This window comes from Gracilibacillus lacisalsi DSM 19029 (genome assembly GCF_000377765.1).
GTDB lineage: Bacteria > Bacillota > Bacilli > Bacillales > Amphibacillaceae > Gracilibacillus > Gracilibacillus lacisalsi.
On record NZ_KB898662.1, the window covers coordinates 147,006 to 161,050 of the forward strand.

The 14,045-nt window shown below is 36.1% G+C and carries 12 protein-coding genes; all 12 read right to left on the reverse strand.

All coding sequences use genetic code 11. The annotated features are described in order from the left end of the window. Positions 1 to 2: 2 nt before the first annotated feature. Positions 3 to 1,478, reverse strand: coding sequence for a sugar ABC transporter ATP-binding protein (locus D569_RS0100680; RefSeq protein WP_018930464.1), 1,476 nt, complete (start codon positions 1,476 to 1,478; stop codon positions 3 to 5). 263 nt (positions 1,479 to 1,741) lie between these two features. Beyond that, entirely contained in the window at positions 1,742 to 2,350 is a 609-nt protein-coding gene (locus D569_RS0100685; protein WP_018930465.1) for a hypothetical protein, read from the reverse strand. Positions 2,351 to 2,464: 114 nt separating this feature from the next. After that, complete coding sequence (locus D569_RS0100690) at positions 2,465 to 3,811, reverse strand: alkaline phosphatase family protein (RefSeq protein ID WP_018930466.1); 1,347 nt, start codon at positions 3,809 to 3,811, stop codon at positions 2,465 to 2,467. A 25-nt stretch (positions 3,812 to 3,836) separates the two neighbouring features. After that, positions 3,837 to 4,718: a UbiA-like protein EboC gene (eboC, locus tag D569_RS0100695; RefSeq protein WP_018930467.1), complete on the reverse strand. Its 882-nt coding sequence runs from the start codon at positions 4,716 to 4,718 to the stop codon at positions 3,837 to 3,839. Beyond that, the gene (locus D569_RS0100700; RefSeq protein WP_342662669.1) at positions 4,715 to 5,575 is read right to left on the reverse strand and encodes a sugar phosphate isomerase/epimerase family protein; all 861 of its coding nucleotides are present in this window, start codon (positions 5,573 to 5,575) and stop codon (positions 4,715 to 4,717) included. The genes eboC and D569_RS0100700 overlap by 4 nt, the downstream gene beginning before the upstream one ends. After that, the gene (locus D569_RS0100705; RefSeq protein WP_018930469.1) at positions 5,541 to 6,365 is read right to left on the reverse strand and encodes a TatD family hydrolase; all 825 of its coding nucleotides are present in this window, start codon (positions 6,363 to 6,365) and stop codon (positions 5,541 to 5,543) included. The genes D569_RS0100700 and D569_RS0100705 overlap by 35 nt, the downstream gene beginning before the upstream one ends. Before the next feature lie 30 nt (positions 6,366 to 6,395). Then, positions 6,396 to 7,253, reverse strand: coding sequence for a sugar phosphate isomerase/epimerase family protein (locus D569_RS0100710; RefSeq protein WP_425401981.1), 858 nt, complete (start codon positions 7,251 to 7,253; stop codon positions 6,396 to 6,398). Positions 7,254 to 7,365: 112 nt separating this feature from the next. Further along, complete coding sequence (locus D569_RS0100715; protein ID WP_018930471.1) at positions 7,366 to 7,953, reverse strand: CalY family protein; 588 nt, start codon at positions 7,951 to 7,953, stop codon at positions 7,366 to 7,368. A gap of 35 nt (positions 7,954 to 7,988) precedes the next feature. After that, on the reverse strand, positions 7,989 to 8,585 hold the full coding sequence (sipW, locus tag D569_RS0100720; RefSeq protein WP_018930472.1) for a signal peptidase I SipW: 597 nt from the start codon (positions 8,583 to 8,585) through the stop codon (positions 7,989 to 7,991). Positions 8,586 to 8,706: 121 nt separating this feature from the next. After that, positions 8,707 to 8,913, reverse strand: a complete 207-nt coding sequence (locus D569_RS0100725; protein WP_156822840.1) for a hypothetical protein — start codon at positions 8,911 to 8,913, stop codon at positions 8,707 to 8,709. A 78-nt stretch (positions 8,914 to 8,991) separates the two neighbouring features. After that, a complete protein-coding gene (locus D569_RS0100730) occupies positions 8,992 to 12,336 on the reverse strand; it encodes a ThuA domain-containing protein (protein ID WP_018930474.1) in 3,345 nt (1,114 codons plus the stop codon). A 605-nt stretch (positions 12,337 to 12,941) separates the two neighbouring features. Then, positions 12,942 to 14,015, reverse strand: a complete 1,074-nt coding sequence (locus D569_RS0100735; protein WP_018930475.1) for a Gfo/Idh/MocA family protein — start codon at positions 14,013 to 14,015, stop codon at positions 12,942 to 12,944. Positions 14,016 to 14,045: the final 30 nt, after the last annotated feature.

Below are 14,045 nucleotides of genomic sequence, written 5' to 3' on the forward strand. Positions count from 1 at the left end.
ACTTAAAGCCCTGTCGCTTTTTTCATCAGTTGTTGTTCTGTAGCTTCTTCATGATTGAATTCACCGCTAATTCTGCCATTATGCATAACAAGAATTCGATTACATATTCCTAATAGCTCTGGAAGTTCAGAAGAAATAACGATAACCCCTTTTCCTTCTTTTGCTAAATTAGAGATCAAATGATAAATCTCTCTTTTCGCACCTACATCAATACCTCTTGTTGGTTCATCAAACAAAAATATCTCTGTATTTGCAACTAGCCATTTCGCAAGAACGACTTTCTGTTGATTACCACCACTCAAGTTTTTAACTGGCTGATTGACACTATGAAGCTTAATATTTAAATTTTTTACTTGCTTTTGAATATCAGCTTTTTCTAATTTTCTATTAACAAACCCAACTCGCTGATATTTCCTTAAATTAGGTAGAGTAATGTTTTGAGCAATACTCATATCCAGTATTAAACCTGTTTGCTTTCTATCTTCAGTTGCAAAACCAAAACCACCTTTTACCGCTTGTATTGGATTCTTATAATTCACTTGTTGTCCTTTTAAGCTTACTATTCCTTCATCAGCGGGGTCCCCTCCAAAGATCGCAGTTGCAAGTTCACTTCTTCCGGCGCCAATTAACCCTGCAAAACCTACGATTTCACCTTCTTTCAGTGTAAAGCTAACATCCTGAAAGTTTGGATTCTGAGTTAATCCCTCTACTCGTAATATTTCATTACCGAATTTAGTTGGTAATGGCGGATACATATCTTCAAGTTCTCTTCCAACCATGAGATTGGCAATGTCATGTTCTGAAAAATGCTCTAGGACATCCGTTTTTATCCACTTTCCATCTCGTAAAACTGTAAGTCTTTCACAAACTCTTTTTAGTTCAGGTAAGCGGTGAGAAATATAAATAACAGAAACATTTCTTTGTTTTAATAAATCAATTAATTCAAATAGTTTTTCTGTCTCCTTATCTGTTAACACCGCAGTTGGCTCATCCATGATGAGAATTTCAGGATTAAGAGATAACGCTTTCAAAATCTCAACAATTTGTCGTTCTCCAATACTTAAATCCTTAACCAATGATCTTGGACTAAGTTCTATACCAAATTGATCTAATAATGCTTTTGTATCTTTTCTCATTTTCTTATAATCGACAAATCCCAAATTCTTTGGTTCCCTGCCTAAGAATACATTTTCTGCGACTGATAAATATGGAATTAAATTTAATTCTTGGTGGATAATAGCGATACCTAGCATTTGAGACTCTGCTGGAGAGGATATATCGACACTTTTTCCATTTAGGATAACTTCACCTGAGTCAGGTTGATGTACACCAGCTAAGACTTTCATCAAAGTTGACTTTCCCGCACCATTCTCTCCGACTAATGCGTGAGCTTCTCCTTTAGCTAATTCTAAATTCACCCCATCCAGTGCTATAACACTTCCAAATCTTTTTGTAATCCGTTTCATCTCCAGAATCATAAACTCCCCCCTTATTGCTTAAATTAGTTGTGGTAAAATACAACACATGAAAAGCTGCAAATCACTTGTTAATATATTTACAGATTATTTTTAATATTATGATAATTAATTACAGAAATTACATGATTATAATCCCGGGATAACCGAAATTTTAGAATTATCTGAGAAAACGTTTACTTTTAATAGCTATTTTGATCTAAATAACACTAGCCATTTATTTTTCTAATAATAAAACATTCATGTAAATATTATTGGTTTATTCATTACTCCGGAGAATGATCATGTTTCGCTTCATCATTTATTTGATCTTCGGCCTCTTCTCCGCCTTTTTGTTCGTCATATCCTGGTTCTCCTTCTGGATGGGTTTCATAATGATGATGAAAGTGGTCAAAAAACTCCTCATAATATTTATCCTCTTCAGAGCTAAGGATCCACCCAATTTGATATCCCCTGCTAAAATAAATAGTAGCCGGAATCGTAATATTTTCTAAATCCAGTAATTCTTCTAATTCTGGATATTCGTTAAGATTTAGACGATGAACAGTAATATCCCTATCCTCTGCTAATGGAAATATTAATGAATTCATTCGTGCACAATCGTCACAGCCTGGTTCATAAACATAGATGAACTCTCCAGTTGGACTCCCCATTAGACTTATTAATGAGGCACGAACTTTTTCTAAATTTCCAGTTAACTCATATTGTTGTAGTTCTTCCGGTATATCTTCCGCTTCTATTCTTTCCTTTCCTGGGTTGAAGATAACCATTACAACAATAACAATAGCCATTAAAACAATCCCTATACCACTGAACCATATCTTATACTTTTTTTTCTCATTTTTTCCTTTCTTTTTCTGTTGTTTATTTACCATGCCCAAAACTCCCTTAATGGATAAATTAACTTTTACTAAACGCGTTTCTTATACTTATATTCTTTACAAAACTAATCATCAAAATGTTTTCAAACAATCTTCGTATGGATCTAATTACGCGTTTACTTTACTCTTATTTAAAGCAAGATCAAGTATAATATCATGAACGTCTGTAGCATTTATCTGATTAGGGAGGTCGATATCATTACCAGTAACAATCATTGATACTAGATCTTCTTCGTTCCGGGCTGGTAAACCATGAGAACCTTGTATTCTCTCTGGCTCTAATGGAATTTTATATGTCTTTGGATTAACAAAAAGCTCAACAGGATCATATCCGGGTTTGCGATGAATATCAACGGTATATGCAAACTCTGGCGCCGCTTCATTATCCAACCACCAATAATAGACAAACCAACTATTTCGTTCTGCGATCGCAATCAATTCGCCCGAACGTTCATGGTTAATCCCGTTAACTATTTTCTCTTCTTCGCCCCATACTTCAGCTATACCAGGAGTCTCTTCTAGTAACTTCTTAACTACTGGAATATCTTCTTCTTTATTAATATAGATGTGTGCTAATTGGTGATCTGCCAATGCAAAAGCACTACTCATCTCCAAATCAAGGAAATCTTGACCTTCTACCTGTTTGACTGCAATGTGTCCACTTTTATTTAATATTTGATTAATCATAACTGGTTGATCTACTTGGTTGAAATTGTATTCAGATAAAAGAACTAGACGAGTTTTGTCCTTTAAATTGCGTTTCTCTAACGCTTCAACAAACTCTCCTATTAATTGATCAATTTCCTTAACTGCATGCTTGGCCTGTTGACTCTCAGGACCAAACCGTTGCGTATGATAATCCATGTTTGGTAGGTAGACAAGTGAAAGTCTTGGGCCAAACTCTTCTAATACATCTAGTGCTGCTTTAGCAATCCATTCACTAGATTTAAATGATGCAAGTGGCCCCCAGAATGTACTCAAATCGAAAGTCCCATATTTTTCTTTTAGTCTTGGATACAAATCTCTCGGTTTAGAGTCATACCATTGAATCATCTTATCGTCTAAATGAAAAGGGGCAGGTGTGACAACATAATCAGCAGTAGTAAGCTTACTAAATTGCCAAAAAAGAATGGCTGTTTCTGCACTAGGGTCTTCATGCTTCAACCGTTCCCATAATTTTTCACCTTGTATGGGGATCATATATTGATTCCACATTTCTACTTCTTTATAGTCTCTATCAGGTAAACCGTTACATATAATACCGTGCTCACTCGGTGGCTTACCAGTGATATACGTAGCCTGCATCGTTCCAGTCACAGCTGGAAATACAGGCTTAATTTTTGTATGTTTACCTTCGTTTAATAATTTTTGTATATTCGGCGTAAGTGTCTTATCACTAAGCAGTGCAGGAGATAAACTGATAATATCTAAAACTACTACATGTTCTTTAGTCATCAAATATCTTCCTTTCATTTTAAAATTACGTTACAGCGAATAATTTCGTAAAAAAATAGCTTGCTAACATAAATACTGCAACACTTAAATAGCCAGCTAGTCCCCCGAAAGGAGTTGCCAATGCTGCAACTAATAGTGGAAGCCCAACAATACAAGTTCCTACAGCCTTCCGAATATATTTTGCTGTAGGACTTTTCAAAGCTAATCTGATTCCTTTGAAAGTCCATATTAAAAAGATGAATATTGCAATAATACTGATGTAAAGATTATCCCAATCACCAATTAATAAAACAGCTAATGATGATAAAACAACGATAGTTGCCATTACTTTGACCCGAACTGGATAGATTCCTTCTCCAACTTCAGCTCTAGCCAGGAAAGTAACTGTAAAAATGTAGACCAAGCTTATGAGTGAAATCCACCAATTTTCGATAAGCTGATCGGTGACAAGTGAAAATCCTAATAATAAATTTAGTAGTCTGCACATCCCCATTGTTAACGGTCCATAGAAATAATTGTGCTTTGCAAATCTGTCATATAACAAGATAAACAATGTTAAGACAACGGCGATAACTAAACTTATCATATTAACTAAGGCCGCTAGCAGGAGGGCTAGAGGTAACAAAGACAGCCCTATATATAGCGCAGCCTGCTTGGAAATACGGCCAGAAGGTAATGGTCGCTCAGGGCGTTCCTTTTTATCAACCTCATAATCAAAGTAGTCATTAAATATCAACCCGCATGCATACAACAAAGCACTAGCAAGTAGTAAGAAAACAAGTTCTATTGAAAATGGATGACCAGTTAAACCGCTCACAATCCATCCCGCTGCCATAATATCAGCCATTGCAGTAAACAAGTTGGGAAGTCTAACAAGTTCTAAAAATGACTTTACTTTGCTATTCATAGCTCGTTTAATATTCCCCGTACATAGTCATAGGATTGCTTAGCAGTTTCGATTGCTGTCGTTTGGTAGGGGTATAACTCAATCGTAATAAATCCATCATAACCAGTATCCTTTATTTTTTTTAAAACACCTGGTATGTCAATGGATCCTGTGCCAGGAATCATATGCTCATGAACTCGACTAGCAGCGATATCTTCCAAATGATAATGTTTTGTATATGGCAATAATTTATCTACTAATTTAACCGGATCTTCATTTACACAAAAGAAATGCCCAATGTCAAAATTCAACGCAATTGCATCTGACGGTACAGCCTTTTTAAATTCTATAAATTGATCGGATGTTTCAATGGTCAGATCAGGTTCTGGTTCCACAAGAATGGTAACACCTGCTTTCTCCGCATGGTCAGCTAATTCTTCCATCGCTTCAATAAACACTTTATTAGCCCAAGCATTATCTACTCCCTGCATTGGTCCACCAGGCTGAGTAGATAATGTTTTAGCTCCTAATCTAGCTGCCATATCAATACACGAATGAGTATGATCAATTCGCCTTCTTCTTTCCCTTGCTTCACTTTCAACAAAAGAGGGGCGCCAATTGTCAATATAACCATATGTCATAAAGGCATTCATATTGGAAATTTCAATCTGGCGATAGTCCAACCTTTGTTGAATTTCTATTAATTTTTCTTCTGTTGTATCAGGGGGAAACGCATGTGGAATATCTTGTAAAATCTCAATCCCGTCATATCCTATTTCTGCTAAAATATCAATAGTTTCTAATATACTGTACTTTTTAAAACCGTTACTACTGAATGCTAATTTAATTGGAATGCACCTCCTGTTGTTTTTCCAAATTTAATTTTCCAGATTGTTTGTAGTAGTTAAATGGGTTGTCCCAAACTAATTTCTCAATTTCCTCGTCACTATATCCAGCTTTTCTCATTGCCAACGCAGTATTAGCAATATTCAATGGATTTGCAGGCCCCCAGTCTGCTGCTGTGTTAATCATCATTCGATCTGTACCATACTTACCAAGTAACTCTAATGCACCATCCACTAACACCTTGGTAGGATAAATTGTCATGGCACTCCATGCTCCATAATCAACAGCGATGTCCATAGTATCATGGTTGTTATGGTCCAGAATAACCTTATCTTTATTAATACCTACTTGCTCTAAAATCTCGCAAGTCTTATACGTACCTTTTCGTTTTTGAGTATGTGGAGTATGGACCATTACTAATAAATCTAATTCTTTTGCCATTTGTAGCTGACGTACCATAATTTCTTCTTCAGCATCCGTAATTAAATCAAATCCGATTTCCCCTAGAGCTAGACAACGTTCATTTTCGAGATATTCTCCCATTCCATCAATAACTTCATGTGCAATTTCAAGGTTATTTGCCTCTTTTGGATTCATACCAATACAACTAAAATGTTCGATGTTACCAAATTGCTTTGCTCGTGTCGGCTCGAAGGTAAGGATATGTTTAAAATAGTCGAAATAAGATTCAGCATATTGGCGATCACTACCTAACCAAAAGGAAGGTTCTACTACTACACGAACTCCAGCCGCTCCCATTCTTTGATAATCATCAGTAGTTCTTGAATAACAATGAATATGTGGATCAAAAATTTTCATCATAAGATCTCTCCCTATTTATAATTTTTGTTATTATACTGAAATATTTATATAACGCTCTAAAAATTCATAGGAGCGCTTTGAAGCATAAATAGGATCGTGCGAATACGTATATAGTTCTACCGTTACAAAACCATCATATTCAATTTCATTCAACACTCGAAAAATCGAATCAAAATCCATCGTTCCATCTCCTGGTATTAAATGATAATGCTTCTGATAAGCGATATCTTCCATATGCAAATTCCATATTCTTTTTTTGAAATTTGATAATAACTCGGGTAAATTTTCTCCGATTACCTCCGCATGACCTAAGTCTAAATTTGCACCTAGTCGATCCGAACCTACTAAATCGATAACTTCTAATAGCTCTCTGCCATTTTCAACTAAAAGTCCTGGTTCATATTCGATTCCTACATTTATTTGTTTTGCTTCGGCATACTCCATAATTTCTGTAAGCGACTCAACTAATTGAATAAGCGCCTGATTAGGAGGATTACCTGGAAGACACATTCCACTTGTAATACTAATGTTTTTTGCCTCTAACTCAACAGCCATATCTATACAAGCTTTTGTATATGCAATTCGTTTCGATCTTTTTTGTTTATCAGCATTACAAATAGACGGTTCAAATGTAGGCTCTCCTGTTGGATCAAAAAAGAAGCCCGCAACCGTATTTCCATTGATATTAGATACTTCTAATTGATATTTATCTAATTCATACTTCAAATCCTTTACCCAATTTGCATTAGTTGAAGGAGGAAATGCATGTGGGGTATCTGCAAGTATTTCCACACCTTGATAACCTGTTTTCCCGATTTCAGAAACGGCATTTATTAATGTCATATTTTGATAACCATTTGTACTGTATGCTAATTTCAAAGCTATCACCCCTATTTTTAAAATCTTATACACTTATAAAGTCTAGTTTGTAGTTCCTAGGGAAGCTGAATGAGCGTCCCTAGGAAACCATTTTTATTTAGATTATAATCTCAACAGGGAATTAATTCTGTTCACCATCAGTTTGTTGTGCATTAAATGTCCATTCTAATTCTAAAGAATCTCCTTGGAATTGGTTTTGATCTTCTCCATTATCAACAAATACAAATTTTACAGAAAGATCATCTAATGTACCTGATGGAAGTCCTTCTTCTCCTAAAATTGGAATAATAGCAGATTCAGCAACAGCTTCAGGTGTCATAGATTTAAGATCTGCCAAAGTAGTTTCATAGACAACCTCATCAAATTTATCTAGGTTCATTAAAAATTCTACTTTGATATGTTCACCTAGATCTTCGGTGTTGTCATCATTTGCATCTATGACGGAATAATCAGTATCCAATAGAACCCTAGCGATATCTAATGAACCATTATTTTGTAACTCAAATGTACGAATCATTTGGTCACCTGGCTTTAGATTGTCAATATTAATAATTTCCGTTGGCTCAGCATTTAAATCTAACGTACCAGCAGCAAATGTACTGTTTGTTACTTCACTATCGCTAAAGTATGCGAAAGTTCCACCACCAACTAGCGATAACCCTAACGCTGCAGTTGCAATACTCATCCCTAATTTCTTTTTAATCCCCATCTTAGCGTCCTCCTAATAATTAGATATTATTTTACTTAAACTTTTTTATTGGCTTGAGAAGATACTATCTTTGATTCTTCTGTTCTTTCTCTTTGTTGACTATCCAGTTGTTTTAGTGCTTGCCAAATACTTATTACTGAATAAATAAGTAGAAAAACACCGGGAACAATAAATAATAACGCAAGCCCTTGTTTTGTATTAGCAAAATTTGTAATATACCCAACATATGGTAAGTGAATACCTGTGTATTGCCCTACTATGTTCTCAGAAAGTACCGGTTCCATATCTGGTCCATCGTTATTGTCTCCTTCTGTAATATACTGTTGCCCATTTCCCTTCACTTCCACAATTCTATGGGTAATAAGAATATTATCTTTTGTTCTAAACGTGATAACGTCCCCTTCATCAAAACGGGTCATATCACCATCGACTTGAATTAAAATAATCGAACCTGTCTGAATCTCTGGTTCCATTGATCCAGACAATACTGTTTTCAGTTGATGTCCGAAAACAGTCGGTTCTCCACCTGATGCACGCACAGAAATGACAACGATTACAGAAAATACTAATACAATAAACAATAGACCCGTAATAATGTTGTTAATCATTTTAAAGATTTTATTCCACTTCATGGTTGAACAACACCCCGATACTTTATAGAATTTATTATCTGAACATAGTTTAGATGGTAGATAGATTCTTGAATTCACCTTTTGCTACTTTCGATCACAGTTATTTGTTACATTTTTATACTTAATTCATTAATTCTTCCTGTTCCTCCGCAATGGTAGGAATGGTTATAGTAACAGTTTCAGAATCATCAAAATAAGCAACAGTCGGTGATGTTAGTTGGCTAAACAGTAGAAGTAACACATATAAAGTAACAAGTATTTGTATCGAAAAGGTTGTCCGTCTTTTTATCGCATTCTTATTTGCTTGTAAAAGCCATATGTTATTCATTGCAATATCCAACCCTTCGTCATACTCCCCTTCCGCGACAGATTTCTACCTGCCACAGAAGGGTAAATACCAAACTACTTACTGCCAATTTGCTATTAAATATTCAGTTCCTGCTGCTAATTCTTGATAAGCTTGATCAGTTAAAATTCCTTCTTGATTTTGGTGTTCTATCAAGTCAAGGAAACCATTTAAGTGTTTGACCACTTTATCAGCTTGATCATTTTCTTCATATTGACTTACTGAAGTTAAATGCGTATTTAATAAACGAGCCACTTCTTCATCTGTAATATCACCAGATTCTTTGTATTGATTAACCATGTCATTTAATGCATTCGCATCTTCTACAATGACGGAATCTTCACCTGGTGCCGGGAAGTTCTCACCTACAAACTGGATCCAGTTAATGTTTACTTCACCTGATACCCAATAAACATAAACATCATGGACTCCAGATACACTAGCAAGTTCGGAACCAATTGTTTCCCATGCTTGCCAATCACCAGTAGCTTCTGGGCTTACAGATGCAATTGTTTCTCCATCAGGAGAATCTAGACGTAATTCAATTTCTGCATCAAAATTAGAAGCATGTCGGAAATAGACTTCTTCCATTTGCTCTAAGTTTAAGTCTTCAAATTTCAACCATTCACCTTCGCCAGTCCATCCGACATTCTGACCGCCACCTTCATCAGAAGTACTTTCTGTGTCTATACCAGATGACTTGTCATCATAGTACTCTGCTTCAATACGTGGTTTGATAAATTCGATAGTTTCAATACCTTCAAGTGCTGGTGCACCATCGTTACCATTATCGGTCGCAACTAGACTCAATTGCCACCATATGTTATCATTATAGTTATGTCCTTCATCCAATAGAGTATAAGTGGCTTCGCATCCAGTTTTATACTCTTGCGGATGACCATGATCATCATGAAGTAAATCTAGTCGCCATTCTAAGTTTTCACAGGCAAGTTCTCCATCTTCTTGATCAGTTGCACTACCAGTAACCGTAATAGTATCACCGTTGTTGAAGAATGTTTTGCCTTCATAGTCGTCAATTTCGACCACTGGAGGCGTATTACCAACTACGATGGTTTTACTCCAGTTTGCCGTCTTACCTGTTGTATCTGTCACAGTTAAACGAACATTGTAAGAACCATTTTCAGTGAACGTATGAACTGGATTAGCTTCTGTTGATGTATTACCATCACCGAAATCCCAAGCAAATGTGATCTCATCTCCATCTGGATCTTGAGTACCGCTAGTATCGAAGGATACTTCTTCACCTACTTGTACATATTCCGCACTTGCTTCTACTTGTACTTCAGGTGCACGCTCTAGTACTCCCCAAGAAACCTTGCGAATACCAGATTCTTCATTTACTTCCCACCAAGAATTACCAAACTCAGCAATATAGATGCTTCCATCCGGTCCTATTTCGACATCCATTGGTAGTTTTAAACCTTCAATGAAATTGTCCACTGATACGATCTCACCGTTTTCATCAGTGTCTACTGCCTTCATCCATCCTCGAGCAAAGTCGTAGAATAGTAGTTTTCCATGGTAAGAAGATGGCAGTGCATTTTCACCAGTCCCCGGCTGATAAACTGGACCTGCACTTGCTGAACGTCCACCACTACCCCAAGGCTCTTTTTCTCCATATGGATAGAACGCAATTGGATAAGTTGCTTCATTCTCAGCGAAATCAAGTATTTCATCTGGAATAGTTAAAATATCTTCTGCAGATAGATCACCTCTGATGGTACTGAAGTCGAAGTTCTCAGCAAACTCTACGAAACGATCAGAAAATTCATCATAAGGATTATCTCCATTTACATATGGCCATCCAAAGTTTTGTCCTGGCTCGGTAATAACATTAAATTCATCATAATCTTCTCCATCTGGACCAACATCCCCTTCATAAATGTAGCCAGTTTCTGGATCAAAGGAGATACGATAAGGATTTCGGAAACCATAAGCATAAATTTCACCACGTGCACCTTCTACATCTACAAATGGGTTATCTTCAGGTACGGAACCGTCTTTGTTTAGACGTAGAATACTACCTCGTAAATCTCCTAGGTTTTGAGAAGTAGTAATTGAATTCACTTGTGGTCCATTTGTTGCTGGATAGTTATCCCCTAGCGTTAAATATAACTTGTCATCTGGCCCAAATTCTATGAAACCAGCTTGGTGACAACATTGTGGACCAGAAGGAACTTCTAATAAAATTTCTTCTGAATCCGGGTCGATTGTGCCATCTGCATAATCAAAGCGAGATAGATTATTAATAATTTCCCCATCTTCAGTGTATCCAGGTACTGAGTAATAAATGTAAACGTAACCATTTTCATCAAACTCAGGGTCTAAGGCAATTCCCATTACACCGTGTTCCCCTTCAGTTGTTGTATCAATGTCTAAAATTTGATTTGTAGAACCATTTGGTTGAGTTTCATACACACCACCATTGATACTAATGGAGAATACGCGGTTATCATCCGTTACTTCTAATGAAGTGGGACGTGGAACTGCATCTGTTAATGTTTCAGAAACTAATCCTGGTTTGGGAGAAGGTTCATCACAGTTTGTATCCGTTGCTAAACCGAAAACATACTCTAAACCACCAAGAAAATGTTGTTCAAATTTTTCCTCTGATGTCCAAGTTTGTGAATGGTGCCCTAACGCTGTAATGAATACACGTCCTGCTTCTTGAGGGCTACACCAAGAAGTTGGGTGATCATCAAATTGACCGCCACGTTCACCTTCCACAGAATCGGTATCTAGGCTTAGCAAGATATGCTTTCCAGCATCACGCGGATTCATATCTTCAGGGAAAATATAAACTTCTTCCAGTTTTGTCCATTCTCCACTTGTAAGATGTTCTGTCGCAGGGTGTTCACTATCCTCTACTAAGAAATTTACTTCTTGTGTCCAAGGGTGAGAATCAAAGTAAGCCCCTACCATTTCACCATATTCTGGCCAATCATATCCTGTATCAATAGCAGCGTGTGCTCCAATGAAGCCACCACCATTTTCTACAAAGTCAATAATTGCTTCTCTTTGTTCTTCTGTTCCGAAGTTCATGGTTGTATTACCAAACATGATGGCATCATAATCTGCAAGAAATTCAGGTGTGAAAGCTTCGTCCAATGACAAATCACCTTCTCTCGCCTGATCTGTCCCATCAACAAACGTTACTTCAAAGCCATTTTCTTCTCCCCACTCTGGCATCACGTCTTTAATATCTTCGATTGATGCATGACGATAACCTGCAGTATGGGTAACAACTAACAACTTGTGTACATCTCCGTCTTCATGGTCTCCTTCATGTGCGGAAGTCGTTATTGGTTGCATCAATGGCGATACCAATGTCGACAATACAATGATTGCAATGAAGAAAATACTACCGATTTTCTTTTTTACCATTCGTTTGACACCTCCGATTTGATTTAACCCTTAGATGCCTAGACCTGTTGCTGTTGTAATTAAAAACACTCTCTTCTGCTCGAACTCCATTAATCACCCCCTTAAATTAGACAATTACAAAGAGTTTCTTCGGTTGTATTCTATTTTTTTGCTATCAAATCTTATTAGCAGTAGATAATTCTTTGAGTTTTAGAAATTGAGTATCATTGTATTTTCAGTAGAAATAATCACAGGTGATATTAATATGGGTTTGATTTTAAACGGGAGATATCTAGGTTGAAGGGTTGAAGTGATAACGATTGATGTAATCCTTTTCATAAAAAGACCTATAATATATAGATGCCAGCTATAAACAAGCATGAAATATCAAGATAAAGTGCTATTATCTATACAAAGTATGCATGTAAACCTTTACATTGGTAAAGATACCAAACCATGTAATAATTGTCAATAAATTTTCAAAATTAAAGTTATTTTATTAACTTCCTCATATAGCTTCCTTCTTTTACTTATAGGTTTTGTATATATCATTTTTAGCGAATCCGATTGTATTGTCCATTTGCTCACCTTCATTACCTAAAAAAGCTAATGAAGGTGAGCAAACCCTACCTTAATTTTTCAATAATCATATCAAATAATTCTAAATCCTTTTTAAAATCTTCAGGTGTCGTTTTTGGCAAAATCCCTTTGGTCACAACCTCAAAAAAATGTTCTAATTCCAGAGTATAGGGATCCTTAAATGTCGGTCTTGTCACACACTCTGAATAGTTACCATTTACTGTTTTGGCTAAAGTTAAATTAGTAGGTAAATGACGAATATAGGGCGTATTGTATTGAACTGTTAGTTGTTTATTGTTTCCAAATACCTCAATATGGGCATCAAACCTAATAATATTATCTATCCCAGTTTCAAAGGTAGTATAAAAATCGTCATATTCTAAAGTTGCTGTTATAAACTTACCTCCGTTCCAATTTGATGCCGACACAACTCTATTCGGAAATCCAATTAATTCACGCATTGCAGATAAATCATGACTACTTAACCCACACAACAACCGATAAGTAGTGCGTAATGTATCAGGTGCATCTTCTCCAATTGCTTCATTCACCATTTTCATAGCTCGCTCTTCTTTATCAACCATTGCATGTTTGGGCATATCATTAAACCGATGAACATTACTGCTTTGTTCTATAAACAAGCTGTTTTGCCCTATAATATCACGTACTTTCACATAATTAATTTTGTCTAACTTCTCCATTTCATGTACTGCCTCAATAAAAGCTGGTGCAAATCTTCTCATATAACCAACCATTACATACACTTCATTTTTATCACGAGCCTCAATTATTCTATCCGCATCAGATTTAGTCAAACACATTGGTTTCTCAACTAGTACATGTTTCTTATTTTGCACTGCAGAAATTACACAGTCAGTATGAAATTCATCGCTATTTAGCACAAAGATTACATCAAGGTCCTTCTGCTTTGTTAACTCTTTGGCATCTGTAAATAAATTGGTTACTCGATACCTTTCACCTATAGTTTGCAATAGTTGTTTAGATATATCACACAATGCCGTGACTTCATACTTATCCGATAATGATTCTAATATCGGCAAATGTATTATTTGTGCTACTTCTCCTAACCCTATAATTCCTACCTTTAGTTTGTGATTCATCATCATCTCTCCTGACTTTTTCTTAAGTAA